Origin of the sequence: Vogesella indigofera, assembly GCF_003633895.1 — a bacterium.
Classification (GTDB): domain Bacteria; phylum Pseudomonadota; class Gammaproteobacteria; order Burkholderiales; family Chromobacteriaceae; genus Vogesella; species Vogesella indigofera.
This window is the reverse complement of record NZ_RBID01000011.1, coordinates 574,347-601,100: the sequence shown is the minus strand read 5'-3', so window position 1 is coordinate 601,100 and position 26,754 is coordinate 574,347. Positions and strand designations below refer to the sequence as shown.

General features: G+C 64.9%; 27 protein-coding genes. 14 read left to right on the top strand and 13 right to left on the bottom strand.

Translation table 11 applies throughout. The annotated features are described in order from the left end of the window. Positions 1-66 precede the first annotated feature (66 nt). The 3 genes from C8E02_RS05195 (at position 67) to C8E02_RS05185 (ending at position 4,630) form a co-directional block, all read left to right on the top strand. Entirely contained in the window at positions 67-1,473 is a 1,407-nt protein-coding gene (locus tag C8E02_RS05195; protein WP_211329161.1) for a sigma-54-dependent transcriptional regulator, read from the top strand. Next, positions 1,452-3,512 (top strand): sensor histidine kinase, encoded by a 2,061-nt coding sequence (locus C8E02_RS05190; RefSeq protein WP_120809914.1) that lies wholly within the window; start codon positions 1,452-1,454, stop codon positions 3,510-3,512. Before C8E02_RS05195 ends, C8E02_RS05190 begins: the two co-directional genes overlap by 22 nt. 68 nt (positions 3,513-3,580) lie before the next feature. Then, the gene (locus C8E02_RS05185; protein WP_120809913.1) at positions 3,581-4,630 is read left to right on the top strand and encodes a DNA-binding protein; all 1,050 of its coding nucleotides are present in this window, start codon (positions 3,581-3,583) and stop codon (positions 4,628-4,630) included. On the opposite strand, the gene C8E02_RS05180 is transcribed toward C8E02_RS05185, so the two are convergent. From C8E02_RS05180 to C8E02_RS05160, 5 genes are all read right to left on the bottom strand, one after another. Beyond that, the gene (locus C8E02_RS05180; protein WP_120809912.1) at positions 4,608-5,108 is read right to left on the bottom strand and encodes a GAF domain-containing protein; all 501 of its coding nucleotides are present in this window, start codon (positions 5,106-5,108) and stop codon (positions 4,608-4,610) included. The genes C8E02_RS05185 and C8E02_RS05180 overlap by 23 nt on opposite strands. 99 nt (positions 5,109-5,207) lie before the next feature. Continuing rightward, on the bottom strand, positions 5,208-5,945 hold the full coding sequence (phbB, locus tag C8E02_RS05175; protein WP_047965402.1) for a beta-ketoacyl-ACP reductase: 738 nt from the start codon (positions 5,943-5,945) through the stop codon (positions 5,208-5,210). Between the two features lie 125 nt (positions 5,946-6,070). After that, positions 6,071-6,937, bottom strand: a complete 867-nt coding sequence (gene rsgA / locus C8E02_RS05170; RefSeq protein ID WP_120809911.1) for a ribosome small subunit-dependent GTPase A — start codon at positions 6,935-6,937, stop codon at positions 6,071-6,073. Further along, complete coding sequence (locus C8E02_RS05165; protein WP_047965400.1) at positions 6,934-7,260, bottom strand: 4a-hydroxytetrahydrobiopterin dehydratase; 327 nt, start codon at positions 7,258-7,260, stop codon at positions 6,934-6,936. The genes rsgA and C8E02_RS05165 overlap by 4 nt, the downstream gene beginning before the upstream one ends. After that, positions 7,257-8,501 carry a M48 family metallopeptidase gene (locus C8E02_RS05160; RefSeq protein WP_120809910.1) on the bottom strand — a complete coding sequence of 415 codons (1,245 nt, stop codon included), beginning with the start codon at positions 8,499-8,501 and terminating at the stop codon, positions 7,257-7,259. Before C8E02_RS05160 ends, C8E02_RS05165 begins: the two co-directional genes overlap by 4 nt. A gap of 69 nt (positions 8,502-8,570) precedes the next feature. Between C8E02_RS05160 and orn the strand changes: the two genes are divergently transcribed. From orn to C8E02_RS05125, 7 genes are all read left to right on the top strand, one after another. Next, positions 8,571-9,116, top strand: coding sequence for an oligoribonuclease (gene orn, locus C8E02_RS05155; protein ID WP_047965398.1), 546 nt, complete (start codon positions 8,571-8,573; stop codon positions 9,114-9,116). Between the two features lie 34 nt (positions 9,117-9,150). Next, positions 9,151-10,800: a glucose-6-phosphate isomerase gene (pgi, locus tag C8E02_RS05150; protein WP_120810100.1), complete on the top strand. Its 1,650-nt coding sequence runs from the start codon at positions 9,151-9,153 to the stop codon at positions 10,798-10,800. Then, the gene (locus C8E02_RS05145; RefSeq protein ID WP_120809909.1) at positions 10,793-11,278 is read left to right on the top strand and encodes a CinA family protein; all 486 of its coding nucleotides are present in this window, start codon (positions 10,793-10,795) and stop codon (positions 11,276-11,278) included. The genes pgi and C8E02_RS05145 overlap by 8 nt, the downstream gene beginning before the upstream one ends. Before the next feature lie 245 nt (positions 11,279-11,523). Then, complete coding sequence (locus C8E02_RS05140) at positions 11,524-12,522, top strand: BMP family lipoprotein (RefSeq protein WP_047965396.1); 999 nt, start codon at positions 11,524-11,526, stop codon at positions 12,520-12,522. Between the two features lie 131 nt (positions 12,523-12,653). Beyond that, entirely contained in the window at positions 12,654-14,177 is a 1,524-nt protein-coding gene (locus tag C8E02_RS05135; RefSeq protein WP_120809908.1) for an ABC transporter ATP-binding protein, read from the top strand. Further along, positions 14,174-15,271 carry an ABC transporter permease gene (locus C8E02_RS05130; protein WP_047965394.1) on the top strand — a complete coding sequence of 366 codons (1,098 nt, stop codon included), beginning with the start codon at positions 14,174-14,176 and terminating at the stop codon, positions 15,269-15,271. The genes C8E02_RS05135 and C8E02_RS05130 overlap by 4 nt, the downstream gene beginning before the upstream one ends. Positions 15,272-15,283: 12 nt before the next feature. Continuing rightward, positions 15,284-16,231: an ABC transporter permease gene (locus C8E02_RS05125; RefSeq protein WP_120809907.1), complete on the top strand. Its 948-nt coding sequence runs from the start codon at positions 15,284-15,286 to the stop codon at positions 16,229-16,231. A 67-nt stretch (positions 16,232-16,298) separates the two neighbouring features. Here the strand turns inward: C8E02_RS05125 and C8E02_RS05120 are convergent, their stop codons facing one another. Further along, on the bottom strand, positions 16,299-17,264 hold the full coding sequence (locus C8E02_RS05120; RefSeq protein WP_120809906.1) for a tyrosine-type recombinase/integrase: 966 nt from the start codon (positions 17,262-17,264) through the stop codon (positions 16,299-16,301). A 379-nt stretch (positions 17,265-17,643) separates the two neighbouring features. On the opposite strand from C8E02_RS05120, the gene C8E02_RS05115 reads away from it, so the two are divergent. Next, complete coding sequence (locus tag C8E02_RS05115) at positions 17,644-18,648, top strand: DNA-binding protein (protein ID WP_211329160.1); 1,005 nt, start codon at positions 17,644-17,646, stop codon at positions 18,646-18,648. Positions 18,649-18,831: 183 nt separating this feature from the next. Here the strand turns inward: C8E02_RS05115 and trpC are convergent, their stop codons facing one another. Genes trpC through yjgA form a run of 4 tightly spaced genes read right to left on the bottom strand, consistent with a single transcriptional unit; the run spans position 18,832 to position 21,736 of the window. Continuing rightward, on the bottom strand, positions 18,832-19,623 hold the full coding sequence (gene trpC / locus C8E02_RS05110) for an indole-3-glycerol phosphate synthase TrpC (RefSeq protein ID WP_120809905.1): 792 nt from the start codon (positions 19,621-19,623) through the stop codon (positions 18,832-18,834). A gap of 12 nt (positions 19,624-19,635) precedes the next feature. Beyond that, complete coding sequence (locus tag C8E02_RS05105; protein ID WP_120809904.1) at positions 19,636-20,601, bottom strand: YheT family hydrolase; 966 nt, start codon at positions 20,599-20,601, stop codon at positions 19,636-19,638. Beyond that, positions 20,598-21,176: a molybdopterin adenylyltransferase gene (gene mog / locus C8E02_RS05100; RefSeq protein ID WP_120809903.1), complete on the bottom strand. Its 579-nt coding sequence runs from the start codon at positions 21,174-21,176 to the stop codon at positions 20,598-20,600. The genes C8E02_RS05105 and mog overlap by 4 nt, the downstream gene beginning before the upstream one ends. 2 nt (positions 21,177-21,178) lie before the next feature. Then, entirely contained in the window at positions 21,179-21,736 is a 558-nt protein-coding gene (gene yjgA / locus C8E02_RS05095; protein ID WP_120809902.1) for a ribosome biogenesis factor YjgA, read from the bottom strand. Between the two features lie 110 nt (positions 21,737-21,846). Between yjgA and pmbA the strand changes: the two genes are divergently transcribed. The 3 genes from pmbA to C8E02_RS05080 all read left to right on the top strand — a co-directional run bounded on the left by pmbA (position 21,847) and on the right by C8E02_RS05080 (position 24,989). Further along, complete coding sequence (gene pmbA, locus C8E02_RS05090) at positions 21,847-23,199, top strand: metalloprotease PmbA (protein ID WP_120810099.1); 1,353 nt, start codon at positions 21,847-21,849, stop codon at positions 23,197-23,199. A 95-nt stretch (positions 23,200-23,294) separates the two neighbouring features. Then, positions 23,295-24,437 (top strand): patatin-like phospholipase family protein, encoded by a 1,143-nt coding sequence (locus tag C8E02_RS05085; protein ID WP_120809901.1) that lies wholly within the window; start codon positions 23,295-23,297, stop codon positions 24,435-24,437. Between the two features lie 57 nt (positions 24,438-24,494). Then, positions 24,495-24,989, top strand: a complete 495-nt coding sequence (locus C8E02_RS05080) for a disulfide bond formation protein B (protein WP_120809900.1) — start codon at positions 24,495-24,497, stop codon at positions 24,987-24,989. 80 nt (positions 24,990-25,069) lie between these two features. Here the strand turns inward: C8E02_RS05080 and C8E02_RS17380 are convergent, their stop codons facing one another. From C8E02_RS17380 to folE, 3 genes are all read right to left on the bottom strand, one after another. After that, entirely contained in the window at positions 25,070-25,240 is a 171-nt protein-coding gene (locus tag C8E02_RS17380; RefSeq protein WP_170152108.1) for a hypothetical protein, read from the bottom strand. 159 nt (positions 25,241-25,399) lie between these two features. Beyond that, complete coding sequence (locus C8E02_RS05075) at positions 25,400-25,828, bottom strand: BLUF domain-containing protein (RefSeq protein WP_047965385.1); 429 nt, start codon at positions 25,826-25,828, stop codon at positions 25,400-25,402. A gap of 10 nt (positions 25,829-25,838) precedes the next feature. Then, the gene (folE, locus tag C8E02_RS05070) at positions 25,839-26,561 is read right to left on the bottom strand and encodes a GTP cyclohydrolase I (protein WP_047965384.1); all 723 of its coding nucleotides are present in this window, start codon (positions 26,559-26,561) and stop codon (positions 25,839-25,841) included. Between the last annotated feature and the right edge of the window lie 193 nt (positions 26,562-26,754).

Here is a 26,754-nt window from a genome sequence, read left to right as displayed (position 1 = left end):
AACGGACAAATAGTCGCAACGCCGCTGCGCGGGCTGGGTCAATTTGTCCATAAGGGGAACAAGCTTTTGCAGCAAGACGAAACGTTGGCCGCAAGCGGAAACGCGGCAGCCAAGCAATGGGACAGCTACAGCGTGCTGGTGGTCGATGACGAGCCGGGCATGGTCAATTTCATCAAGCGGGCGCTGGAATCGCGCTGCGGCAGCGTGCACACCGCCGGCAGCGTGGAAGCGGCCGAGCCGCTGGTAGCGCAGCAGCGCTTCGACCTGATCGTGCTCGACATCTCGCTGCCGGGCGTCTCCGGCGTCAACTGGCTGAAGCAGCTGCGCGAGCGCGGCGTCAACAGCGAAGTGATCCTGATGACCGCGTTTGCCGACGTGGAAACCGCCATCGACGCGCTGCGTGCCGGCGCGTCGGATTTCCTGCTCAAGCCGTTCTCGCTGGCGCAGCTGATCAACGCCGCCAGGCGTGCCTTTGAACGCGCGCGGCTGGAGGCGGAAAACTGGGTGCTGCGCCGCGAGGTGGCGTCGCACGCCAGCCGCAGCAAGGTCAGCCGCGACGGCCTGATCGGGCACTCGGCGGCGATCACCGAGCTGCGCGGCCTGTTGCAGCGCTTCGCGCCGATGCCGTCGACGGTGCTGATCCAGGGCGAATCCGGCACCGGCAAGGAGGTGGTGGCGCGCGCGCTGCACCAGCTCAGCCCGCGCGCCAACGCCAGCTTCGTGCCGGTCAACTGCGCGGCGATCACGCAGGAGCTGATCGAGAGCGAGCTGTTCGGCCACCTCAAGGGCGCCTATACCGGCGCCGCCGCCAGCCGCGACGGGCTGTTCTACTACGCGCGCGGCGGCACGCTGTTCCTGGACGAGGTGGCCGAGCTGCCGCTGGCGATCCAGGCCAAGCTGCTGCGGGTGCTGGAGGAACGCAGCATCCGCCCGGTCGGCTCGGAGCAGGAAATCAAGGTCGACGTGCGGGTGATTGCCGCCAGCAACAAGCCGCTGGCGGACGAGGTCGCCGCCGGCCGTTTCCGTGCCGACCTGTACTACCGCTTGCAGGTGCTGGAGCTGGCGCTGCCGCCGCTGCGCGAGCGCACCGAGGACTTGCCGGAGCTGGTGGCGCACTTCATGGACCTGCTCAGCCCGACGCTGGGGGTGGCACCGGTGGAGGTGGAGCCGGCGCTGCTGGTGGCGATGGCCGCCTACGACTGGCCGGGCAATGTGCGCGAGCTGAAAAACCTGATCGAACGCTCGCTGATTCTCGGTTATCTGCCGCAGGACCTGCCGGCGACGCGACTGCCGCCGGCCGTCGGTGAGCTGGCGACCGGGGCGGCGCCAGCGGAAGAAAGCCTGAGCCAGGTCGAAACCCGCCATATCCGCGCGGTGCTGGCCGCCTGCGCCGGCAACAAGTCGGAGGCGGCGCGCCGGCTCGGCATTTCCCGCAAGACCCTGGAGCGCAAATGCCTGTCCTGGGGCGAGTAGCCGGCCTGTGGCGGCGCCTGCTGCAGCCGCTGAACCGTTCGGTGCGCACCCGCTTCGTCACCCTCGCGCTGCTGCCGCTGGTAGTCGGTTTTCCGGTGCTGCTGCTGTTGCTGGCCGGCTGGGGCGGGGCGGCGTTCGAGGAGCTGCTGGTTTTCAAGGTGCGCAGCGATCTGGCAGTGGCGGCCACCTATTTCGAGCGGGTGCAGAGCGACGTTGGCCGCAGCATCGAGGCGTTGGCCAGTTCCGAAGCCTTGGCCGATACCCGCCGCCAGCCGCGCGCAAGCTCGCCCGACGCGCTGTTGCGCGAACGCGCGCGCAGCCTGGGGCTGGACTATCTGCTGTTGCTGGACGCGCGCCAGCAGGTGGTGGCTGCGTCGCTGCCGGCCAGCCACGGTCTGCGCTACCCGCAGCCGGCGGTGGTGCTGGCCGCCAGCAGCGGCACGCAGCGCGCCACGCTGGACGTGTTCAGCCCGGCGCAGCTGGCCGCGTTGTCGCCGCAGCTGCAGGTGCGCTCGCACATCGAATTGCTGGCGACGCCCGGCGCGCGGCCGAGCCGGCGCAACGTCAGTGACAACGGCCTGCTGCTGCACGCCGCGGCCAAGGTGCCGGGGCAGCCGCTGGTGCTGGTTGGCGGTGTGCTGCTGAACCGCAACATCGAGTTCATCGACCGCATCCGTCATCTGGTGTATCCGCAGGGTTCGTTGCCGATCCGCAGCCGCGGCTCGGCCACATTGTTCCTCGACGACACCCGCATCGCCACCACGGTGACCTACCCCCGTGGCGGGCGCGCCATCGGCAGCCGCGTGTCGCAGGAAGTATCGGAGCAGGTGCTGGGCCGCGGTCAGGCGTGGCTGAACCGGGCGCGGGTGATCGGCGACTGGTATGTGTCCGGCTACCAGCCGCTGCTGGACAGCCGCGGCCAACGTATCGGCATGCTGTACGTCGGTTTTCTGGAGCAGCCGTTCGTGCTGGCCAAGTGGATGGCGCTGGCGGTGCTGTTCGTGCTGTTCGCCATCACCATGGCGGCGGCAACGTGGGTGAGCTGGCGCTTTGCGCGCTCGGTGATAGCCCCGGTGGAGCGCCTGCGCCAGACCATGAGTGCGGTGGCCGCCGGCCGGCTGGATGCCCGCGTCGGCGCCTTGCCGCAGCAGGACGAGCTGGCCCTGCTGGCCGCGCATTTCGACGCGCTGCTGGCGCGGCTGGAGTCGCAAAACCAGGCGATGCTGCGCTGGGCCGGCGAGCTGGACGACAAGGTGGCGGAGCGCACGCGCGAGCTGGCGGCGGCCAACCATACCCTGCTCAGCGCGCAGCAGCAGCTGTTCAAGTCGGAAAAACTGGCCGCCATCGGCCAGCTGGCGGCCGGCACCGCACACGAGATCAACAATCCGGTGGCGGTGATCCAGGGCAATCTGGAGCTGATGCAGGAGCTGCTCGGCGAGGCGGCGGCGCCGGTGCTGCCGGAAATCCGCCTGATGCGCGAGCAGGTACAGCGCATCCAGCTGATCGTGGCCAAGCTGCTGCAGTACGCGCGGCCGAGCGAATACGCCGGCGACCTGCAGCAGGTGCAGCCGCCGGAGGTGTTCCAGGACAGCCTGTTGCTGGTCGGCTACCAGATGAACCGCGGCAATATCGCGGTGGTGAAACAGTGGCACAGCCGTGCCACGCTGCTGACCAACCGTTTCGAGCTGCAGCAGATCCTGATCAACCTGATCCTGAACGCGATCCAGGCGATGCCGCAGGGCGGGGTGCTGACGCTGTCGGCGCACGACGCGTCCGGCAGCGACGGCCGCCCCGGCCTGCGCCTGAGCGTGGCCGACAACGGCAGCGGCATCGCCGAGGCCGACATGGTGCGGCTGTTCGATCCGTTCTTCACCAGCAAGCACGACGGCACCGGCCTCGGACTGTGGGTGTGCCAGGGGCTGGCGGAGCGCAGTGGCGGCGTGATCGAAGCCGCTAACCAGCCACAGGGCGGCGCGGTGTTCAGCGTGTGGTTGCCGTGCGAGCCGGCACTGGCCGCGGTGGGGCTGGCAGTGTTATAAGCACCGCTGCAGAAATCGGCGTGTTGTGCCGACGCAGAACAAGGCAGACAGCCAGCAGGTAAACAAGCATGGATATTCATACACGAGTGCGCGATGTGGCGCTGGAACTGGTCAGCGCCGGCGTGTGGCCGACGGTGCAGGAGGTGCGCGCACGGCTGGGCACCGGCTCCAACACCACCATCAACAACACCCTGCGTCAGTGGCGGCAGGAATTCCTCGGCAAGATGGCGACCAGTGCCCGCCACCCGGAGTGGTCGCCGGCGCTGGCGCAAGCCTTTGCCCAGGTCTGGCAGCAGGCCTGCGGCGAGGCGGAGCAGAATCTGGCCGGCTTGCGCGAAGAAGCGCAACAGGAAGTGGCACGATTGGTCGTCGAGCTGGCGCAGGCGCAGCGCGAACTGGCCGCCGCCAGCGCGCAGCAACTGGCGCTGAGCCAGCGCTGCGACAGCGCCGAGCAGGCGCAGCAGCAGCTGGCGGCCAGCCTGGCGCAGTTACAGCAGGCGCTGGCGGCGCAGGAGGCGCGCGCTATCAGCAGCGAGGCGGCATTGCAGCAGGCGCGCAGCCAGATCATCGCCACCCAGCAGGCCGCCGACCAGCGAGTCGAGGCGCTGGAAGCGCGCCATGCGGTGCAATTGCAGCAATTGCAGCAGGATGGCGAGCGGCGCGAGGCACTGGCCTACGAGCGGCTGGAAGGCATGCGCATCCAGCTGTACCAGCAGGTAGAGGACGAGCGCACGCTGCTGCGCCAGCGCGAGCAACAGTGGCAGGCAGAACGGCAACAGCTGGCCCAGCAACTGGCGGCACTACGCGACAGCAGCCAGCAGCAGCTGGCGCAACGGGCACAGGAGAATGGCAGGTTGGCCGCAGAACTGGCGGCGCTGCAGGGGCAGCTGGCGGACAGCGACACGCTGCGGCAGCAGTGGCAGCAACGTCACGCCGAGCTGGCCGCCACCGAGCAGCAGCACAGCAGCGCCCTGCAGCAACTACAGCAGGAGCAGGCGCTACTGCAACAGCACCGCCTGCCGCACCTGCTGCTGTGGCTGCAGGCCGAGCAGGCGCAGCTGGCCGCGATGCCGGCGGCGCAGCTGGCGGAGCAGGTCAGGCGTTTGCTGGCGGGTTGAACAGCCTGCCCAGCGCCGCGCATACCGGCGCCAGGTAGCGCTGGTCAAGTTCGCTGAACTGCGCCAGTTCGCTGGCGTCGATGTCCAGCACCGCCACCACCGTACCGGCGGCATCGCACACCGGCAGCACGATCTCGGAGCGCGCCGCCGACGAGCAGGCGATATGGCCGGGGAAGGCGTCCACGTCCGGCACGATCAGCGTCCGTGCCTGTGCCCAGGCGCTGCCGCACACGCCACGGCCCTTGGGGATACGGGTGCAGGCGATCGGACCCTGGAACGGCCCCAGCACCAGCTGCTCGCCCTTGACCAGATAAAAGCCGGTCCACAGCCAGTTGAAGGTCTGCTGGATCGCGGCGCTGCAGTTGGCCATGGCGGCGACGATGTCGCTCTCGGATTCGATCAGTGCCAGCACCTGCGGTAACAGGGCCTGGTATTGCGCCTCGCGCGAGCCTTCGGCGATCAGCAGCTGTTCTGCCATGGCAGGACTCCATCAGTGTGAAAAGGGGAACGCAGCATAGCAAAAAGCCGGGAATGCATCCCGGCTTTTTGCGTGCGGCCAACCTTGCGGCGGACGCGCTTACATCATGTGCTGACCGCCGTTGATGGCGAAGTCGGCACCGGTCATGAAACCGGCCAGATCGGAGGCCAGGTAGTTGACCAGACCGGCGATTTCTTCCGGCTGGCCCAGACGACCGACCGGGATCTGCGCGATGATCTTGTTGCGCACGTCTTCCGGTACCGCCATCACCATGTCGGTGCCGATGTAGCCCGGGCTGATGGTGTTCACGGTCACGCCCTTGCGTGCCACTTCCTGTGCCAGCGCCATGGTGAAGCCGTGCATGCCGGCCTTGGCGGCGGAGTAGTTGGTCTGGCCGAACTGGCCTTTTTGGCCGTTGATCGACGAGATGTTGATCACGCGACCGAAACCGCGCTCCAGCATCGATTCCACTACCGGCTTGCACACATTGAACACGGAATCGAGGTTGGTGCTGATCACCGCGTCCCAATCGGCCTTGCCCAGCTTGCGGAAGCTGGCGTCGCGGGTGATGCCGGCGTTGTTGACCAGCACGTCCACCGGGCCAAGCTGCTCGGTGATGGCGGCAACCGCCTGCTGGCACGAATCAAAATCGCTGACGTCACACTGGAAAGCGTGGAAGTCGTAACCCTGGCCCTTCATGTCCGCCAGCCAGGCCTGATCCTTGCCTGGCTTGCTGTAGGTGGTGGCCACGATGTGGCCGCTGTCGGCCAGTGCCTTGCAGATGGCGGTGCCAATACCGCCCATACCCCCGGTAACCAACGCGATTCGCTTGCTCATGATGCTGACTCCTTGTCTTTTTGTCGGAATGAGGGGGATGCTAGCGCCCCCTTGTTGTCATTTCATGACAGATTAGGGTCATCATCAGAAAATGTAAACGGCTTGTTACGCGAAAATTTTATTCGTTAGGCATTAACTAGCTGATTCGTCAGTTTCTGCAGCAAAGCCAGTCGGGCCGGGCGTATGCGGCCTTCATCACAAGCGCCCTTGATCGCGCAGTTTGGCTCGGCGCGGTGGGTGCAGTTGTGGAAACGGCAGTGGCCGATATAGGGGCGCATTTCCGGAAACAGGCCGGCAAGCTCGGTGGCTGCTAGGTGGCTGAGGCCGAATTCCTGCAGGCCGGGCGAATCGATGAGGTGGCTGTCTTCGTCCAGATGGTAGAGCGCGGCATGGGTGGTGGTGTGGCGGCCGGCATCCAGCGCGATGGAAATATCGCCGACGCGCGCCTCGGCGGCGGGGAGTAGTGCATTGGTTAGTGTCGACTTGCCCATGCCGGACTGTCCGACAAAAACCGAGGTCTGGCCCTTGACCAGCGGCAGCAGCTCGTTGATGTCGTGCAGGGCGCTGACGGTGACCAGGGTGTAGCCCAGTTCGCGGTACGGCTGCAGCTTGGCCAGCCAGTCGGCAGTTTCCGGCAGGTCACCCTTGTTGACGAGGATGATCGGCTCGATGTCGGCGGCCTCGGCGGCCAGCAGGCAGCGGTTGAGCAGCTCTTCGTTGGGCGAGGGCACCGCGGCGGTGACGAACACGATGCGCGTGACGTTGGCCGCAATCAGCTTGGTGCGCCAGTCGTCCTGGCGGTAGAGCAGGCTCTTGCGTTCGCAGGCCTTTTCGATCACCGCCTGTTCGCCGTTGATGATCGACAGTTCGACGTGATCGCCACAGGCGTAATCGACGCGCTTGCCGCGGGTGGTGCAATCGTATTGCTGGCCGTCGCACTCGACGATGAAGCGGCGGCCGTAACTGCGGATGATCTGACCTTGCTGCTTCATTTGCCGGCCGCCAGTGCTTCGGTCTTGGCGGCACAGATGAAATCGTTGAGGGTCAGGCCGCCGGCGTCGTGGGTGCTGAAGCGGACCACGGTGCGGTTGTAGTGTACCGACAGGTCGGGATGGTGATCCTGCTGGTGGGCGATGAAGGCCAGCGCGTTGACGAAGGCCATGGTGCGGTAGTAGTCGTCGAAGCGGAAGGTCTTGACCAGTTCGATGCCCTCTACCGCCCAGCCGTCGAGGTGGGCCAGCAGCTCGGCGCGGGTCTGTTCGCTGAGGGAGTGCAGGCCGTGCTGGGCCTCGCAGTGCATGTGTTGCAGATTCATTGTGCTTGCCTTTCCAGGTGGGCGATGCGCAGGCTCGCCGGTGGATGGGAATCGTAAAAGCGCGAGTGTAGCGGGTCTGGCGTCAGTGTGCTGGCATTGTCACGGTACAGCTTGACCAGCGCGCTGATCAGTTCGCTGGCGCTGCTGTGGCGGGCGGCGAAGTCGTCGGCCTGGTATTCGTGACGCCGCGACAGCTGGCTGAACAGCGGCGTCAGCGGGAAGGTGTACGCCGGCGCCACCAGCATGAACAGCACCAGCCCCAGTGCTGGCGCGGTATCGGCAACGCCCAGGCCGTTGTAGAACGCCGGCAGCGTCAGCAGCCAACCAAGCAAAGCCAGACTGAGGAAGGACAGCAAGAAGGTGGTGGCGATGCGCTGGCGGATGTGGCCGTGCTTGAAGTGGCCCAGCTCGTGCGCCAGCACCGCCTCCACCTCGCCCTCGTCCAGCTGGGTGAGCAGGGTGTCGAAGAACACGATGCGCTTGGTTTTGCCAAAACCGGTGAAGTAGGCGTTGCCGTGGCTGGAGCGACGCGAGCCGTCCATCACGAACACGCCGTCACTGTGAAAGCCGGTGCGCGCCAGCAGGTTGTCGATGCGCTGGCGCAGCGCCGGATCGGCCAGCGGCGTGAAACGGTTGAAACGCGGCGCGATCAGCGTCGGGTACGCCCACAGCATCGCCAGGCTGAACAGCGTCCAGCTGCACCACACCCACAGCCAGGCCCAGTCGCCGGCGGCGTGCAGCAGCCACAGGATCAGCGTAACCAGCGGCGCGCCGACGATGGCGGCCAGCGCACCGCCCTTGGCCATGTCTGCGACATAGAGCGGCCAGCTGGTGCGGTTGAAGCCGAAGCGTTTCTCGGTGACGAAGGTGCGATACAGGCTGAACGGCAGGCTGAGCACGCTGCTGAGCAGCGCCAGCACGCCGATCAGCGCCACGCCCTGCCACACGCCACCCAGACCGCGCTCGGCCAGCAGCTGCCACAACCATTGCAGGCCGCCGCCCAGCGTCAGTGCCAGCAGCAGCGCGCTGTCGGCAACCGCCTGCCACTGCCCGGGGCGTTGTCGCGCCACGCAATAGTCGGCGGCCAGCTGGTGCTGCTGCAACGTGATGCGGTCACGGAAGGCGGCCGGCACCTCGGCCGCATGCTGCTGCACATGGCGGATCTGGCGTTGCGACAGGTAGAGCCGCAGCGCCAGCGACAGCAGCACGGCGAGCAGGAAAGACCAGGTGAATAGATTCATGGCGAGCCGGGTTTGCCCAAGGGCGGTTATTAAAGGAAAATGCCTGCATCTTCGTTAGAGACGAGCATTATGCCGCAAGATCCCAAGCATCTCATCTGGCTGGACATGGAAATGACCGGGCTGGAACCAGACACCGACCGCATCATCGAAATCGCGATGGTGGTCACCGACAGCCAGCTGAACGTGGTCGCCGAATCGCCGGTGCTGGTCGTGCACCAGAGCGACGAAACGTTGGCCGCAATGGACGAGTGGAACACCAATACTCACGGCAAGACCGGGCTCACCGCCCGCGTCAAGGCGTCGACGCTGAGCGAGGCCGAGGCCGAGCAGCAGCTGCTGGCCTTCCTGCAGGAACACATCGCCAAGGGCGTGTCGCCGATGTGCGGCAACTCCATCGGTCAGGATCGCCGCTTCATGGCACGCTGGATGCCGGAGCTGGAGCGCTACTTCCATTATCGCAACCTCGACGTGTCGACGCTGAAAGAGCTGTGCAAGCGCTGGCGCCCGGACATCGCCAAGGGCGTGGTGAAGAAGGGCAAGCACGAAGCGCTGGCGGACATCCTCGAATCGATCGAGGAACTGCGCTATTACCGCGAACACTTCCTCAAAGTGTAAGGCGATGGCCGGAATGAGCAGTTTCCTCGAACAGATGGCGCGCCAGCGCCATGCCGCGATCAACAGCACACCGGTATGGGCGCGCCTGCACCAGCACCAGCGCGCCACCCGTCACGTGCACATGCGCGAGCTGTTCGAGCAGGATGCGCAGCGCTTTCACCGCTATTCGCTGGAGCTGGACGGCCTGCTGCTGGACTACTCCAAGAACCGCATCACCGATCGCACCCTGGAGCTGCTGCTGGAGCTGGCCGATGCGGCCAACCTCAAGCAGTGGCTGCAGTGGATGCGCGACGGCGAGCGCATCAATGTCAGCGAGGGCCGTGCGGTGCTGCACACCGCGCTGCGCCAGCCTGCCGGCAGCAGCGTGCTGCTGGACGGCGTCAACGTGGTGGATGAGGTGCAGCAGGTGCTGGCGGCGTGCAGCCGCTTTGCCGAGCAGGTGCGCGGCGGCGTCTGGCGCGGCTACGACGGCCAGGCCATCCGCGACGTGGTCAATATCGGCATCGGCGGCTCCGACCTTGGCCCACTGATGGTGCACGATGCGCTGCGCCCGTACTGCCAGCAGGGGCTGAACGTCCACTTCGTCTCCAATGTCGACGGCCAGCACCTGGCGCAAACGCTGGAACAGTGCCAGCCGGCGACCACGCTGTTCATCATCGCCTCCAAATCGTTCACCACCCCGGAAACGCTGCTCAACGCCCACGCCGCCCGCCGCTGGCTGGTGGCCGCTGCCGGTGACGCGGCGGTGGCGCGGCATTTCGTGGCGATCTCGACTAACCGTCCGGCGGTGCAGGCCTTCGGCATCGATGCGGCCAACATGTTCGGCTTCTGGGACTGGGTCGGCGGTCGCTACTCGGTGTGGTCGGCGATCGGGCTGCCGGTGATGCTGGCGATCGGGCCGGAGCAGTTCCGCCAGTTCCTGGCCGGCGGCGCGGCGATGGACGAACACTTCTTCAGCGCGCCTTTCGCGCGCAACATGCCGGTGCTGCTGGCGCTGCTCGGCATCTGGTACAACACCTTCTATGGTGCGCATACCCACGCCATCATGCCCTACGACCACGGCCTGCGCCGCCTGCCGGCGCATCTGCAGCAGCTGGACATGGAATCCAACGGCAAGCGCGTCGGTCGTTGCGGCGAGCGGCTGGATTTCGACACCGGGCCGGTGATCTGGGGCGAGGAGGGCGTCAACAGTCAGCATGCCTTCTTCCAGCTGTTGCACCAGGGTACGCGCCTGGTGCCTTGCGACTTCATCCTGCCGCTGAATTCGCACTACCCGCAGGGCGACCAGCATCGGGTGCTGGTTGCCAACTGCCTGGCGCAGACCGAGGCACTGATGCGCGGCAAGAGCGAGGCCGAGGTACTGCGCGAGCTGGCCCACCTGCCGGGCGACGAGCTGGACATGCTGCTGCCGCAGAAGCTGTTTCCCGGCAACCAGCCGTCCAACACCCTGGCGCTGGACCAGCTCACCCCCTATACACTAGGCATGCTGCTGGCGCTGTACGAGCACAAGGTGTTTGTGCAGGGCGTGATCTGGGGGGTCAACTCCTTCGACCAGTGGGGCGTGGAATACGGCAAACAGTTGGCCGCACAGCTGCTGGCGGAGATGGACGGCAAGGCCTCTGCCCCCCACGACGCCTCCACCAGCGGGCTGATGCGACATTTCCAGGAGCGCTTTCATGGATGAATTACAGCTGGCGGCCCGTCTTGGCGAGCTGTTGCTGGCGCGCGACGAAAAGGTGACCACCGCCGAGTCCTGCACCGGCGGCGGCATCGCGCAGGCGATCACCGCCATCGCCGGCAGTTCCGGCTGGTTCGACATGGCCATCGTCAGCTACAGCAATGATGCCAAGCAGCGCCTGCTGGGAGTGCCGCCGCAGTTGTTGCTGCAGCACGGCGCGGTCAGCGAGCCGGTGGCGGCGGCGATGGCCAGCGGCGCGCTGCGGCTGGCCGATTGCCACTGGGCGCTGGCGGTCAGCGGCATCGCCGGTCCCGACGGCGGCAGCGCCGACAAACCGGTCGGCACTGTCTGTTTCGCGCTGGCCGGGCTGGCGCTGCCGCAGCCACTGACATACACGCAACACTTTGACGGTGATCGTGCCGCCATCCGCCAGCAGTCGGTGTGCAGCGCGCTGTCTACACTTTGCGCGCAATTGGCGTTGTGAATGTGGCGTGCCGGCCGCGCCGTTTTACGCATTGCGCGTAATCTGCCCGCAGTGGCCGTTTTTTTGCTAATAACTTTTTGTGACTGTGCTTATAATCACGCCCCTGTCGCAAATCGGGCAGCGGCCGGCTGACACCGGCGCCTCCGCTCGCTGACATGCACAACGAATGGCGCGCACATGCCGAACCAATTATGGTTACCATGACCCGTTCGTTGTAACTACACGCACATTGAGGGAAACATCTCATGCAAATTTCCAAAAAACGGGGTATTGCCGCTGCTGTCATGCTGATGACGGCATCCGCAAGCTGGGCATTTGTACCGGCCGTGGTTTACGACCAGGCCGGCAAGTTTGACAAGAGCTTCAACGAAGCGGCCTACACCGGCGCCGAACGCTTCAAGAAGGCCACCGGTATCGCCTACCGCGAAGCCCAGATCGCCAACGAAGCGCAAAAAGAACAGGTGCTGCGCAACCTGGCGCGTCGCAATGTCGACCTGATCGTGGCCGTGGGTTTCTCCTTTACCCAGGCGGTGCAGACCGTTGCCGCCGAGTTCCCGAAAGTGAAGTTCACCATCGTGGACGACGTGGCCAAGGGCGCCAACGTGCAGTCGATCGTGTTCAAGGAACAGGAAGGCTCCTACCTTGTCGGCATGGCGGCCAGCATGGCCTCCAAGTCGAAGAAGGTCGGCTTCATCGGCGGCATGGACGTGCCGCTGATCCGTGCCTTCGGTTGCGGCTACACCCAGGGCGCCAAGGCGGCCAACAAGAAGGTGGAAGTGGTCTCCAACATGACCGGCACCACGCCGCAGGCGTTCAACGATCCGGCCCGTGGCGGCGAGCTGGCACGCAGCCAGTTTGACCGTGGCGTCGACGTGGTCTTCCACGCCGCCGGCGGCACCGGCATGGGCGTGCTGCAGGCGGCCAAGGACAAGAACAAGCTGGGTATCGGTGTGGATTCCAACCAGAACCACCTGTTCCCGGGCTTCGTGCTGACCTCGATGCTGAAGCGCGTTGACAATGCCGTTTACGACATCATGATGTCCGGCAAGAACAACAGCTGGAAGCCGGGTCTGGTGACTATGGGCCTGAAGGAAGGCGGCGTGGATTGGGCGGTGGACGCCAACAACCGCAAGCTGATCTCCAAGGACATGGAAGCCAAGATCACCCAGGCCAAGAAAGACATCGTGGCCGGCAAGATCAAGGTGGTCGACTACCGTGCTGGCAACAGCTGCCCGGTACAGTAACCATTCGTTATTAATCGTCTGAATCCCGGACGACCCGCGCGGCAAGCAGGTTTCCTGCTTGCCGCGCTCTTTCGTGTGCTGCCGTTTTGCAGGCCATGCCGGGATGAGTGTTGATCGAGAGCTGAATCAATATGGCCGAACTCGCTATCGAGCTGACTGGCGTCAACAAGTATTTTGGCGAAGTCCACGCCAACAAGAACATCTCCTTCGCCGTCGCCAAGGGCAGCATCCACGGCATCATCGGCGAGAACGGGGCCGGCAAGTCGACGCTGATGAGCATCCTGTACGGCTACTACCAGGCCGACTCCGGCAGCATCCGCCTGAATGGGCAGGAAGTGCGCATCCGCAACAGCCACGACGCCATCGCCCGCGGCATCGGCATGGTCCATCAGCACTTCATGCTGGTGGACACCTTTACCGTGCTGGAAAACATCGTGCTCGGCGCCGAGCAGGGCCTGGCGCTGAAGCAGAGCCTGCTGGCCGCCCGCGCGCACCTGGCCACGCTGAACCGCGACTACGGCCTGCAGGTCGATCCGGACGCCATCGTCGGCGAGCTGGGCGTGGGCGAGCAGCAGCGCGTGGAAATCCTCAAGGCGCTGTACCGCGGCGCCGACGTGCTGATCCTCGACGAACCGACCGCGGTGCTGACGCCGCAAGAAGCGGACGACCTGTTCCGCATCCTCGGTCTGCTCAAGGCGCAGGGCAAGACGGTGCTGCTGATCACCCACAAGTTGCGCGAAGTGCTGGACATCACCGACGCTGTCACCGTGATGCGCGCCGGCGAGATCGTCGGCAATGTCGTCACCGCCGAAGTGGGCAAGGAAGACCTCGCCGACCTGATGGTTGGCCGCAAGGTCAACCTGCAGCTGGACAAGACGCCGGCCACGCCGGGCAAGACGGTGCTGCAGGTGAGCAACCTGTCGCTGACCGACGCGCGCGGCGTCAAGCTGCTGGACGACGTCAGCTTCGAGCTGCGCGAGGGCGAGATCGTCGGCATTGCCGGCGTCTCCGGCAACGGCCAGTCCGAGCTGCTGGAAATCCTGTCCGGCATGCGCGAGGCCAGTGCCGGCTCGGTACGCTACAACGGCACCGAGCTGACCACGCTGCCAACGCGCGAGCCGAAGGCGGCCGCCTATCGTCGCCTCGGCATCGCCCATGTGCCGGAAGACCGCTCGCGTGAAGGGCTGGTCAAGGACTTCTCCACTTTTGAGAACGCGATCCTCGGCTATCACGACGATCCAGCGATCCAGCGCGGCCTGCTGTTCAACCGCAAGGCCATTATCGAGCGCTGCCGCCGTTTCATCAGCGAGTTCGACGTGCGCCCGGCCAACGCCTTTCGCCGCAGCGGCCTGTTTTCCGGTGGCAACCAGCAGAAGGTGATCCTGGCGCGCGAGATCGACAGCGACCCGCAGCTGATGCTGATCGGCCAGCCGACACGGGGCGTCGACATCGGCGCCATCGAATTCATACACAAACGACTCATGGCCCTGCGCAATGCCGGCAAGGCGCTGCTGCTGGTTTCGGTGGAACTGGACGAGATCCTGGCGCTCAGCGACCGCATCATCGTGATGAACGCCGGTCGCGTCAGTGGCGAGCTGCCGGCGGCGCAAGCCACGGCCACCGAACTGGGCCTGTTGATGGGGGGGCATAAATGAGCCAGCCAAGTAACCTGCCGCGCTGGGCCACCTTGTGGCTGATGCCGGTACTCAACCTGTTCGCGGCACTGTTGGTGTCCGGGCTGGTGATTACGCTGATCGGCGAAGACCCGGTCGAGTGTCTGCAACTGATGATCAACGGCGCCTTCGGCTATCCGGAAGGCATCGGCTATACGCTGTTCTACACCACCAGTTTCATCTTTACCGGCCTGGCGGTGGCGGCGGCGTTCCACGCCGGCCTGTTCAACATCGGCGGCGAGGGGCAGATGTATCTCGCCGGCCTCGGCGTGACGCTGGTCTGCCTGGGGCTGGATTTCCTGCCCGGCTGGGTGGTGATCCCGCTGGCGCTGCTGGCGTCGATGGTGTTTGGCGCGGCGTGGGCGTTCATCCCCGGCTACCTGCAGGCCAAGCGTGGCAGCCACATCGTGGTCACCACCATCATGTTCAACTTCATCGCCAGTGCACTGATGACCTGGCTGCTGGTCGACAAGCTGATCATGCCCGGCTCGCAGACACCGGCGACGCGGCTGTTCGCCGAATCGGCGTGGATCCCGATGCTGCACGAGCTTGCGGCCAACCTTGGCATCGAATTGCCGCAGACGCCGCTGAACGCGACCTTCTTCCTGGCGCTGATTTCGCTGGTGGTGTTTTACCTGATGGTATGGCGCAGCCGCTGGGGCTATGCGCTGCGCACCGTCGGCCTCAACGAGAAGGCGGCGCGCTATGCCGGCATGCCGGTGTCCAAGGTGATCATCGTGGCGATGTGCTTCTCCGGCGCACTGGCTGGCCTCGCCGCGGTCAACGAGCTACTCGGCTCCACCCACCGCATGAACCTGGCGTTCACCAACGGCATCGGTTTTGTCGGCATCGCGGTGGCGCTGATGGGGCGCAACCACCCGTTCGGTATCCTGCTGTCGGCGCTGCTGTTCGGCGCGCTGACCCAGGGCGGCCTGGACCTGTCCTTCGAGAAACCGGCGATCACCCACGAGATGATCATCCTGACCCAGGGCCTGATCATCCTGTTCTGCGGCGCGCTGGAAAACCTGTTCCAGACCCCGCTGGCGCTGGCGTTCAAACAGATGACGAAACGATAAGGAGACACTGACATGGATAGCTTTTTCAGTGTGCTGGACGCCACCATTCGCGTCGCCACCCCGCTGGTACTGGCGGCGCTGGCCGGCCTGTTTTCCGAGCGCTCCGGCATCGTCGATCTGGCGCTGGAAGGTAAGATGCTGGCCGCCGCGTTTGCCGCCGCCTGCGTCGCCTACATGATGCAGTCGCCGTGGGCCGGCCTTGCCGCTGGCATGGCCGCCGGGGTGATGGTGGCCTTGCTGCACGGCATCGTGTCGATCGGCTACAACGGCAACCAGCTGATTTCCGGTGTCGCGCTCAACATGATGGTGTCCGGCCTGACGCCGGTGCTGGCGCTGGCCTGGTTCCAGCAGGGTGGCCGCACGCCGACGCTGGACGACGCGGCGCGCTTTCGCAGCATCGAGCTGCCGTTTGCTGACGCCATTGCCACCTCGGCGCCATTGAAGGCGCTGTTCGGTCACAACATCCTGGTCTATCTGGCCTTGCTGGTGATCGTGGTGGTGAGCTGGGTGGTGTACAAGAGCCGCTTTGGCCTGCGCCTGCGCGCGGTGGGTGAAAACCCGCACGCCGCCGACGCCGCCGGCATCAACGTCAAGCTGGTGCGCTATCTGGCGCAGAGCATCAGCGGCGCCCTGTGCGGCGTGGCCGGTGCCTATCTGGTGCTGGCGCAGACCGGCGCCTTCATCCAGGACATGACCGCCGGCAAGGGCTATCTCGCGCTGGCGGCGCTGATCTTCGGCAAGTGGCGCCCGTGGGCGGCGGTCTCCGGCTGCCTGCTGTTCGCCTTTACCGACGCGATCCAGATCCGGCTGCAAGGCTCGGCGCTGCCGCTGATCGGCAGCATCCCGGACGCCTTCATCCAGGCGATTCCGTACGTGTTGACGGTGGTACTGCTGGCCGGCTTCATGGGTAAGGCGGTGGCACCGAAGGCGATCGGCGTGCCCTTCGTGAAATCGCGCTGAGCAACACGGCAGCCACAGCAAAAAGCGGACACCTCGGTGTCCGCTTTTTTCTTGCCCGCGCGCCGGCTCAGTCCGCCACTGGCGGCAAGGCCGGCGCCGGCGGCAGGCTGTTTTCGATGCGCTGCCGCGCAAACGGATCGGCGGCGTCGATATAGCGCATCGCCGACTGGATGTCCTTCCAGCCGACGTAGGCCATCAGCGTCTTGAGATCCCAGCCGTTGGCGCTGGCCCAGTTGGCAAAGCCGCGGCGGAAGGAGTGGCCGCTGAAACGCGCCGCCTCCGCCAGCCCGGCGGCGGCAAACAGGCGGCGTAGCAGCGGAATCAGGCTGTTGATGTGCAGGCCGTCCTCACCGATCACGCCCCAGCGGCTGATGCCGCGGAACACCGCGCCCTCGCGTAGCCCGCTGTCGGCCAGCCACTCACCGTAGGCGCTGACCGGGCATAGCCGCGACAACTGTGGCACCCGGAACACGCGCCCCTGCAGCTGGCGGTCGCCCTTCGATTGCGCCAGATAGCAGTTCATCCCTTCGCCGGCGACAAGCGCGATGTTTTCAATCTGCAGTCGCAGCAATTCGTCTCCACGAAAACCACGCCAGAAACCGAGCAGCAGCAAGGCCTTGTCGCGGCGGCAGCGCAGGCGGGCGGCGTGATCCTGCTGCTGTATCGCCAACTCGATTGCCCCATCCAGCCAGGCAAGCAGCTGTTCCAGCTGCCGGATTTGCAGCGGCAGCGCCTGTTTCTGCTGCGCCGGATGCAGCGCGCGGATGCCCTTCAATACCTGGCGCACCACCGGCGCCTTGGTCGGATCGGGAAAGCCCTGTTGCTGGTGCCACTGCGCCAGTGCGGCCAACCTTTGCTTCAGCGTGCTCACCGATAGCGTCTCGGCATGGTCTGCGAGATAGCGCGCCATGCTGTCGGCGGTGGCCGGCAGAAAACCACCCCATTCCACCTCGAAATGACGAATGGCGGCCGCATAGCTGCGCCGCGTGTTGTCGCGGGTGGCGGCGGCGAGATAGTGGGCGATTTTTTCCATGGGACGACGGGCTCGGGGTGTGCGGATGGTGTGCTATCTGGGTTGGCTGTAGCTGGCGCGGCAATAGAGACCGACGGCGAATTATAGCAGCGCTGCCGGTTGCGGCTGCGCAAGGGTTGGCCGCCAGAGGTAATGAGCAGATGGATGACCCGTTTTGCCGCCGGACGTGTCACGCATTTTTTGCGGCTATTTTGGCAGTGACAGCGGTTTTGCAGTGAAACGTACGTGGTTTGGCTAATGCTGGCGATTCGGCAACATAAAGGCGTGATAATTCGTGATTATCACGCTTTTTATTTTTACAAAATTGAAAGTATCAATTTATTAATTGGTATGTATTATCATGGTACGTAATACGTATTAAATTTCAACGGAGCACAACATGGCCAGAAGCGGCATCTACAAATCGGAAGTCCTGCGTGCCAGAGACAACCTGCTGGCACAGGGACGCAATCCGTCGATTGACGCCATCCGCGCCGAACTCGGCAATACCGGCTCCAAGACCACCATTCATCGCTACCTGAAAGAGCTGGAAGAGGAAGAGGACGCCGGCAGCGGCGCGAAGATCGCCGTCAGCGAGGCAATCCAGGAGCTGGTCGGCCGGCTAGCCGCCCGCCTGCACGAAGAGGCCGATGAGCGCATTGCCGTGATGGCGGCGGAGTCGGCCGCTCAGCTGGCGCAGTGTCGCGAACAGCTGGCGCAGATCACCGCAGAAGCGCAGGACAGCCAGCAACAGTTGCAGCAAGTGAGTCAGACGCTGACGACCGAACAGCAGGCGCACGCTGCCACCCGCCAGGCGCTGCAGGCGGCGCAACTGCGCGATGGCCAGCAGCAACAGCAGATCATCGGCCTGCAGGAGCGCCTGGCAGAGAATCAGGCGCACCGCGCGTCGCTGGAGGAAAAGCACCAGCATGCACGCGAGGCGCTGGAGCACTATCGCCAGTCGGTAAAGGAGCAACGGGATCAGGAGCAGCGCCGCCACGAACAGCAGGTACAGCAACTGCAGGCCGAGCTGCGCACCCTCGGCCAGACCTTGATCGTCAAGCAGGACGAGCTGACACGGGTGTATCAGGACAGCGCCCGCACCGGAGCCGAGCTGCTGGCCGTCAGTCGCACCCTGCGGCAGCAGGAGCAGGAAAACGCACGACAGGCGCAGGCCATGACGGGATTGCAGGCAAGAATCGTGGAGCAGGAGCGCTTACTGGCGGTGCTGAACGAACGCCTGGAGCAGGCGATCAGCCGCCGCGAGGAGGTGTGGCAGCTGTTGCAGCAAGTCAGCACGGCACCGGCGGTCTCGACAGGCGACGGGGCGGCAGAGGACATGGAGGCCGATGGCATGGCACAAGCTGACACGGACGAGACCGCCGCGCCATCCGGCAGCTCATGAGTCTGCGGCCAACGTTGGCCGCAAGTCATGGCATGCGACCAATGCAGCCGTATACAGCAGCGCCGTCCGGCCGAGCATCCGGCACTCGTCGCGGTCTGCTCTGACGCCACTCAGGGAGCGCGGCCATCGGTGACATGAAAAAACCGGCTCTCGCGGAGCCGGCTTTCGGTATTGTGCTGCGACTCAGGCAAACAGCTGTTGCAATGCGGCGCCGGGGTCGCTTTCGCGCATGAAGGCTTCGCCGACCAGGAAGGTGTGCACGTCGTGGTCGCGCATGCGCTGCACGTCGTTACGGGTGACGATGCCGCTCTCGGTGACGGCGATGCGGTCCTTGCCTATCATCGGCAGCAATTGCAGCGTGGTGTCGAGATTGACCTCGAAGGTGCGCAGGTTGCGGTTGTTCACGCCCACCAGTGGCGTGCTCAGCTGCAGTGCCGCTTCCAGCTCCGCCGCGTCGTGCACTTCCACCAGCACCGCCATGCCCAGCTCGTGGGCCAGCGCCTCGAAATCCTGCATTTGCGACAGGCTCAGCGCCGCCGCGATCAGCAGGATGCAGTCGGCACCGATGGCGCGTGCCTCGTAGATCTGGTACGGATCGACCATGAAATCCTTGCGCAGCACCGGCAGCTTGCAGGCGGCGCGGGCGGCGATCAGGTAGTCCTCGTGTCCCTGGAAGTAGGGCGCATCGGTCAGCACCGACAGGCAGGCGGCGCCGGCCGCCTCGTAGCTGCGGGCGATCGCGGCCGGATCGAAATCGGCACGGATGACGCCCTTGCTGGGGCTGGCCTTTTTCACTTCGGCAATCACCGCCGCCAGCTGCTGCTGGTGCTTGCTACGGATGGCAGCCACGAAATCGCGATGGTCGCCGCGTTTGGCTTCGGCGGCGGCGCGTACCGTGGCCAAGGATTGCTGCGCCGAACGGGCGGCCACTTCCTCGAATTTGGTGGCGCAGATTTTGTTGAGAATGTCGGACATGCGGATTGTCTTTCAGTCGGTGCCGGTATTGCCCGGCAGGTGATGATCGAAAAAAGTCAGTAGCCGTTGCGGTAGCCATCGCAGGTGGCCGGGGAAGCGGCCACTGACGAAACCGACGTGGCCGCCGTGTTCCGGCTGCTCCAGCGTCACCGCCGGGCTGACCTCGCCGTTGCCGGGCAGCGCCGACACCGGCAGAAACGGATCGTTGCGCGCATTCAGTACCAGGGTTGGCCGCACGATGTCCTTCAGCAGCGGTTTGCTGCTGGCGCGGCGCCAGTAGTCCTGCACGTCGCGATAACCGTGCAGCGGCGCGGTGACCAGATTGTCGAACTCGACAAAGGTCTTGCTGTTGCGCACCGCCTCGCCGTCGAACAGGTCCGGGTGCTGTGCCAGCTGGGCCAGCGATTTCGGCTTCAGCGTATTGAGGAACATGCGGGTGTAGACGTGGCGCCCGAAGCCGCGATCGAGACAGGTGCTGGCCGCTGCCAGATCCAGCGGTGCAGAGATCGCCGCCGCCGCCTGTGGTAGCGCGCGCGCGCCGTGCTCGCCCAGGTAACGCAGCAGCATGTTGCCGCCCAGCGACACGCCGGCGACAAACAGCACTGTGTCCTTGGCCGCCAGACGCTGCAGTATCCAGTCGATCTCGGCGGCGTCGCCGGCGTGGTAGGCGCGGCGCAACAGGTTGGGCTGGCCGCCGCAGCCGCGAAAGTGCGGCACCACGCCGCGCCAGCCGCGCGCCTTGACCGCGTGCATCAGCGCGCTGGCGTAGTGGCTGTGGCTGCTGCCTTCGAGGCCGTGGAACAGCACCACCAGCGGGGCGCCGGCGTTGCCATCGACGTAATCGACGGCGATCTCGCCGCCGTCCGGCGTCGGCCAGATTTCGCGGCGATAGGCCGGTGGTTGCGATTTGAGAAACAACGCCGGCCAGATGGTCTGCAGGTGACTGCCGAGCAGCCAGCGCGGCGGGCAATAGCTCATGCGCCGGGCTTGACCGCGGATTTCGGGCGGAAGGCCTTGACCACGGCCTCGCGGGTATCCAGCCAGGGCGCGCCGATCAGGTCCAGGCAGTAGGGCACCGCGGCAAAGATGCCGGGCACCACCACCTGCTCACCGTCGCGCAGGCCTTCCAGGGTCTCGCGGATGGCCTTGGGCTGGCCGGGCAGGTTCAGGATCAGGCTTTGCTTGCGGATCACGCCCACCTGCCGCGACAGGATCGCGGTCGGCACGAACTTCAGGCTGATCTGGCGCATCTGCTCGCCAAAGCCGGGCATCACCCGGTCGGCGACCGCCAGTGTTGCTTCCGGCGTGACATCGCGCGGCGCCGGGCCGGTGCCGCCGGTGGTGAGCACCAGGTGGCAGCCCACGTCGTCGACCAGCTCGCGTAGCGTGGCTTCGATCAGCGCCTGCTCGTCGGCGATCAGCCGGGTTTCGGTACTGAACGGCGTGGCGATGGCCAGACTCAGCCAGTCCAGCAGCGCCGGAATGCCCTTGTCTTCATAAATGCCCTGGCTGGCACGATCAGAGATGGAAACCAGACCGATCTTGATGCTCATGTTCACTCGTCCTGCGTGTCGTCTTGCTCGTCGCCGCTATTGGCCGGCTTGCCCTGTTCCGGAATCAGCTCTTTCAGCAGCTGGAACAACTGGCGGTTGGCCTTCGGCGGCTTGTTTTCCTCGCGCTCCTTGCGGGCATTGCGCACCATGGTACGCAGCTGCTGCACGTCCAGCTGCGGGAAGTCGTTGATCAGCTGCTGCACGTGGCTGTCGTCTTCCACCAGCCGTTCGCGCCAGCGCTCCAGCAGGTGCAGCCAGCGGGTGTGGGCGCTGGAGTCGCCACGCAACGCGGCCAGTTGCTGTTCGATCGGCTCCGGATCGATATCGCGCATCAGCTTGCCGATATACTGCAGCTGGCGCCGCTTGGCGCCGTTGGCGGTGATTTTCTGGAAATCGAGCAGCGCGACCAGCAGGCCGTCGTCGAGATTCATCTTCTTCAGTTTGGCGGCCGGCAGTTCGGTCAGTGCGCGGCCGATGTCCTGCAGCGCATCCATGTCGCGTTTGCGTTGCGATTTGCTGGCAGGTAGCGCATCAGCGCCATCATTATGGTATTCAGGCATGGTAAGGCTTGGTTACGGTTTCAAGCTGGTATGATACCGGAAAAGCACAAGCCACGGCCGATCACCGTGCCTTTCCGTGGCGCTATCGTTGACAGATGAAGAAGGCTGCTATGTCAGAACAGATTTTTTCCTACAGCTCGCCCGAGCTGGAGTCCATCGCCAGCCGGATACTGGAGCTGGCGCGCGCCGGCGGTGCCACCGCCGCGGAAGCCGACATTTCCGAAGGCTGCGGCCACAGCGTGTCGGTGCGACTGGCGGAAGTGGAGACCATCGAGTACAACCGCGACAAGGGCGTCTCGATCACGCTATATCTGGGCCAGAAGAAAGGCCACGCCAGCACCTCCGACTTTTCCGACGTCGCATTGCAGGACACCGTCAATGCCGCACTGAACATTGCGCGCTATACCGCCGCCGACGATTGCGCCGGGCTGGCCGATCCGGCGCTGTTGCTGAAGGCGGAGCAGGATCGTGATCTGGACCTGTACCACCCGTGGGACCTGCCGGTGGAAACCGCGATCGAGCTGGCGCGCGAGTGTGAGGCTGCCGCGCGCGCGGTGGACGCCCGCATCCGCAATTCCGAAGGCGGCACCGTGTCCACCCACGCCACCCGCCACTGCTACGCCAACAGTCACGGTTTCATCGGCAGCCAGACCACCTCGCGCCACAGCCTGTCCGCGGCGGTGATCGCCGAGAGCGCCGACGCGATGCAGCGCGACTACTGGTACAGCGCCGCGCGCTGCTCCGACGACCTGCTGTCTGCGGCCAACGTTGGCCGCATCGCCGGCGAGCGCACCGTGCGCCGTCTCGACGGTCGCCGCATCAAGACCGGGCAGTACCCGGTGGTATTCGAGGCGCCGATTGCCGGCTCGCTGCTCGGCCACCTGGTGCAAGCGGTCAGCGGCGGCAGCCTGTACCGCAAGTCCAGCTTTTTGCTCGATTCGCTCGGCACCGAGGTCTGCGCCGACATCATCACCATCGACGAAGACCCGTTCGTGCTGCGTGGCCTGGCCAGTGGCTGCTGCGATGACGAGGGCGTCGCCACCCGCCAGCGCCGGCTGGTGGACAACGGCGTGCTGCAGGGCTACTTCCTCGGCAGCTACTCGGCGCGCAAGCTGGGCATGCAAAGCACCGGCCATGCCGGCGGCCCGCACAACCTGACGGTGCAGCCGACGCTGGCCGGCGGCCTGGACGCAGTGCTGCAGCGCATGGGTAGCGGCCTGCTGGTTACCGAGCTAATGGGGCAGGGCATCAATATGGTGACCGGCGACTATTCGCGCGGCGCCAGCGGCTTCTGGGTCGAGAACGGCGTCATCGCCTACCCGGTGGAAGAGCTGACCATCGCCGGCAACCTGCGCGACATGCTGAAGCAGATCGACGCCATCGGTGACGACATTGACCGCCGCGGCAGCCGTCATATGGGTTCGGTGTTGCTGTCTTCGATGATGGTGGCCGGCGAGGCCTAAGCGCGAGCTAACAAGCGCAATCCAATGGTGCCACGCCCGGCGCGGCACCCGTTCCGGCGCCCGCAAGCGGGCGTGTTTCGACAAGGGGGCAGGACATGACAAAACCTGTCGTGGGTCTGGTGCTGGCCGGCGGTGGCGCGCGGGCAGCCTATCAGGTCGGGGTGCTGATGGCGGTGGCACGCATGCTGCCGCGCCATGCGGCCAGCCCGTTCCAGGTGATCAGCGGCACCTCTGCCGGTGCCATCAATGCCGTCGGCCTTGCCGCCGGCGCACAGCATTTCCGTCGCACCACCGCGCATCTGGTAAAAATGTGGCAATCGGTGCGGGTGGAGGATGTCTATCGCGTTGATGCGCCATACTTCATCAAGGCCTTTCTGCAGTGGGGCGGCTCGCTGCTGACCGGCGGCAAGCTGGTGCACACGCCGCCGAGCTTTCTCGACAACCGTCCGCTATACCACTACCTGACGCGCACGGTGCAACTGGAAGGCGTCGAGACCGCCATTCAGAGCGGCGCGCTGCGCGCACTGGCGCTGACCGCGTCCTGCTACACCACCGGCCAGTCGGTAAGCTTTTTCGAGGGCAGCGAGCAGTTCGAGCCGTGGCATCGCCACCAGCGTTGCGGCCAACGTGAGCGCCTCAGCATCGAGCACCTGATGGCGACCTCGGCGATTCCGCTGATTTTCCCTTCCGCGCGCGTGGACGGCCGCCACTATTGCGATGGCGCCATCCGTCAGATGGCGCCGCTGTCGCCGGCGCTGCACCTCGGTGCGGAACGGCTGTTCGTGATCAATCTGGTCAATCACCAGGAGCGGCACGCCGAACGGCGGCATGCGCAGCAAGCGGCCGCGCCCAGCCTTGCGCAGATCTTCGGCCATCTGCTGGATAGCATCTTCATGGACAGCCTCTCGGCGGACATGGAACGGCTGGCGCGCGTCAACCACACCGTGTCGCTGCTGGACGAATACACCCGCAACCACAACACCGCGCTGAAACGGGTCGAGGTGTTCAATATTTCGCCGAGCGTGTCGCTGGACAGCATTGCCCACCGCCATTTCGACGGTTTCCCGGCGACGATGCGCTTCCTGTTGCGCGGTGCCGGCGCCATGCGCCAGCGCGGCTCGGCTCTGGCCAGCTATTTGCTGTTCCACCCGGCGTACGGCAAGGAGCTGGTCGAGCTGGGCTACAAGGATGCGTTTGCCAAAAAAAACGAGATCATGAATTTTTTGTCCGGACGCTAGTCCGATTCACTCCCGTGCCGCCGCCGTGGCGGCATGGTTACTACCAAGGGGTCATCAATGAGTTTTCTGACGCGACGCCAGCTGTATGGCGTGATTGCGGTCATGTGTGCCGCCGCGATGGGCTATGCCCTGTACGCGCAGTATGTGCTGGAGCTGGAGCCTTGCCCGCTGTGCATTTTTCAGCGCATCGGCGTGATAGCCGTCGGCAGCCTGGCGCTACTGGCCGCCATCTTCAATCCGCAAAGGTTGGCCGCAAAGCTGTGCTCGCTGCTGATCGCCGTGGCGGCGGTGGCGGGGGGCAGCGTGTCGGCGTGGCAGGTATACCTGCAGCACCTGCCGCCGGAGCAGGTGCCGGCGTGCGGGCCGGGGCTGGATTTCATGCTGGAAACGCTGCCGATGACCCAGGTGCTGGAAAAGGTGTTCAAGGGTAGCGGCGAGTGCGCGCAGATCGACTGGACTTTCCTCGGCCAGTCGATGCCGTTCTGGGTCGGCGCCTTCCTGCTGCTGACCTTGCTGCTGGCGCTGTACAACGGCTGGCGCCAGACCCGCTAAGAACCGCTCACGATCGGCTTCGCCTCGGCGACATCCAAAAAAAACAAGGCGCCTGATCAATTCAGGCGCCTTTTTGCCGGCTATTGTTCGCGCGACTCGCGCTCCAGGCGGCGGCGTTCGATCTCGCGCCGGGCGTTGGCATTGCGGATGTCGCTGGGGCTGGTGCGCGGCATCGGCTTGCCAGTCAGTTCATTGCTGCGCATTTCGGCGCGGACCTGTACGAAATCGGATCTGGGATGAAAGCGTGCCATGGCATTTCTCCGAATTGTCTACTGGACGGTGCCACCGATTAAAACGGCTGCACATTGCTACTGTATTACACGTTTGACAGAATTTTGGCAATTGGTGCTGCACTGCACTGTTGCCAGTGCGCATAAAAAAGGCCTGCCGCTATGGGCAGGCCTGTTCGCTCAGTGGCAGCGTCCGACAATGGCGGCGGTGGCAATCAGCTCCTCCAGCAGCGCCATCGACGCCGAGCCGCGCACACTGAACGGATCCAGCAGCGGCTTCTCGGAAAAGCGCAGCAGCAGCGACGGGTTGACCTTGGCCAGATTGACCTGGCCCATGGTCCAGTTGGCGAAGCGGCGCTCGCGGATTTCCTCGAAGTGCAGCAGCTCGACATTCTGATGGCGCGGATCGCGCACGATGCTGTTGTACAGCGAGGACACCTCGGCGCGGCCGCCTTCCAGCACCTGGATGAAGATGTCGCCGCTGTAGCACAGGATGCCGGTCAGGCCGCGCTCCGGATTGTGCTTGTGGGACTGGGCCAGGATGTTGTCGAGCACTTCCGCGCTGTAGGGCTGGGCGGCGCGGCTGGCGTAGAGCAGACGAACGAGCATGACAGTTTCCTCAGGCTTTCTTGTTGGGCAGCAGCGCCAGGAATTCGCGGCGCAGGTCCGGGTTCTTCAGGAACGAGCCGCGCATCACGCTGTTGATCATCTTCGATTCCATGTCCTTCACGCCGCGCCAGTTCATGCAGAAGTGGTCGGCTTCCATCACGATGGCGAGACCATCCGGATTCATTTTGTTTTGTAGCAGATCGGCCAGCTGGATAACGGCTTCCTCCTGGATCTGCGGGCGGCTCATGATCCATTCCGCCAGCCGCGCATACTTGGACAGGCCGATCAGGTTGGAGTGTTCGTTCGGCATCACGCCGATCCACAGCTTGCCGAGAATCGGGCAGAAGTGGTGCGAGCAGGCGCTGCGCACGGTGATCGGGCCGACGATCATCAGCTCGTTGAGGTGCTCGGCATTGGGAAACTCGGTGACCGGCGGTTCGGTGATGTAGCGGCCCTTGAACACTTCGTTGAGGTACATCTTGGCGACGCGGCGCGCGGTGTCCTGGGTGTTGTGATCGCTGTCGGTGTCGATGACCAGGCTTTCCAGCACCGCTTTCATCTTTTCCTGCACTTCGTCCAGCAGTTCTTCCATCTCGCCCGGTTCGATGAAGGCGGCGATATTGTCATTGGCGTGAAAACGCTGCCGCGACTGGCGGATGCGTTCGCGGATGCGGGTCGATGCCGGCGCTTTGTACTGGGTTACGGCATCATTTTTTTGGCTGTCGTTACTCACGCAGGATCTCCTGTGGCGTGGCTGCGGCACGCGGGATAGTGCGCACCAGTGGTGGGTGGCCGCTGCAGGCGGGGACATGGCGGCCTGCAGCCGGATCTGGGATGGTAATCCATGCCATATGGTGCCAATTATGCGTTCTTAAACAGGCGGGTCATAGTTTTCTGTCGCATCGGCCGTGCCGTTGCCGTCGTCT

Bases quoted from the DNA above. Each gene is read 5' to 3' on its own strand.
- yjgA (WP_120809902.1), bottom strand. From the start codon at position 21,736: ATGCCTGAATACCATAATGATGGCGCTGATGCGCTACCTGCCAGCAAA.
- C8E02_RS05075 (WP_047965385.1), bottom strand. From the start codon at position 25,828: ATGCTCGTTCGTCTGCTCTACGCCAGCCGCGCCGCCCAGCCCTACAGC.
- C8E02_RS17380 (WP_170152108.1), bottom strand. From the start codon at position 25,240: ATGGCACGCTTTCATCCCAGATCCGATTTCGTACAGGTCCGCGCCGAA.
- rsgA (WP_120809911.1), bottom strand. From the start codon at position 6,937: ATGAAGCAGCAAGGTCAGATCATCCGCAGTTACGGCCGCCGCTTCATC.
- mog (WP_120809903.1), bottom strand. From the start codon at position 21,176: ATGAGCATCAAGATCGGTCTGGTTTCCATCTCTGATCGTGCCAGCCAG.
- C8E02_RS05120 (WP_120809906.1), bottom strand. From the start codon at position 17,264: ATGGAAAAAATCGCCCACTATCTCGCCGCCGCCACCCGCGACAACACG.
- C8E02_RS05135 (WP_120809908.1), top strand. From the start codon at position 12,654: ATGGCCGAACTCGCTATCGAGCTGACTGGCGTCAACAAGTATTTTGGC.
- pgi (WP_120810100.1), top strand. From the start codon at position 9,151: ATGGCGCGCCAGCGCCATGCCGCGATCAACAGCACACCGGTATGGGCG.
- C8E02_RS05130 (WP_047965394.1), top strand. From the start codon at position 14,174: ATGAGCCAGCCAAGTAACCTGCCGCGCTGGGCCACCTTGTGGCTGATG.
- C8E02_RS05080 (WP_120809900.1), top strand. From the start codon at position 24,495: ATGAGTTTTCTGACGCGACGCCAGCTGTATGGCGTGATTGCGGTCATG.
- C8E02_RS05145 (WP_120809909.1), top strand. From the start codon at position 10,793: ATGGATGAATTACAGCTGGCGGCCCGTCTTGGCGAGCTGTTGCTGGCG.
- C8E02_RS05165 (WP_047965400.1), bottom strand. From the start codon at position 7,260: ATGAATCTGCAACACATGCACTGCGAGGCCCAGCACGGCCTGCACTCC.
- trpC (WP_120809905.1), bottom strand. From the start codon at position 19,623: ATGTCCGACATTCTCAACAAAATCTGCGCCACCAAATTCGAGGAAGTG.
- C8E02_RS05125 (WP_120809907.1), top strand. From the start codon at position 15,284: ATGGATAGCTTTTTCAGTGTGCTGGACGCCACCATTCGCGTCGCCACC.
- C8E02_RS05160 (WP_120809910.1), bottom strand. From the start codon at position 8,501: ATGAATCTATTCACCTGGTCTTTCCTGCTCGCCGTGCTGCTGTCGCTG.
- pmbA (WP_120810099.1), top strand. From the start codon at position 21,847: ATGTCAGAACAGATTTTTTCCTACAGCTCGCCCGAGCTGGAGTCCATC.
- phbB (WP_047965402.1), bottom strand. From the start codon at position 5,945: ATGAGCAAGCGAATCGCGTTGGTTACCGGGGGTATGGGCGGTATTGGC.
- C8E02_RS05105 (WP_120809904.1), bottom strand. From the start codon at position 20,601: ATGAGCTATTGCCCGCCGCGCTGGCTGCTCGGCAGTCACCTGCAGACC.
- orn (WP_047965398.1), top strand. From the start codon at position 8,571: ATGCCGCAAGATCCCAAGCATCTCATCTGGCTGGACATGGAAATGACC.
- C8E02_RS05140 (WP_047965396.1), top strand. From the start codon at position 11,524: ATGCAAATTTCCAAAAAACGGGGTATTGCCGCTGCTGTCATGCTGATG.
- C8E02_RS05085 (WP_120809901.1), top strand. From the start codon at position 23,295: ATGACAAAACCTGTCGTGGGTCTGGTGCTGGCCGGCGGTGGCGCGCGG.
- C8E02_RS05115 (WP_211329160.1), top strand. From the start codon at position 17,644: ATGGCCAGAAGCGGCATCTACAAATCGGAAGTCCTGCGTGCCAGAGAC.
- C8E02_RS05190 (WP_120809914.1), top strand. From the start codon at position 1,452: ATGCCTGTCCTGGGGCGAGTAGCCGGCCTGTGGCGGCGCCTGCTGCAG.
- C8E02_RS05180 (WP_120809912.1), bottom strand. From the start codon at position 5,108: ATGGCAGAACAGCTGCTGATCGCCGAAGGCTCGCGCGAGGCGCAATAC.
- C8E02_RS05185 (WP_120809913.1), top strand. From the start codon at position 3,581: ATGGATATTCATACACGAGTGCGCGATGTGGCGCTGGAACTGGTCAGC.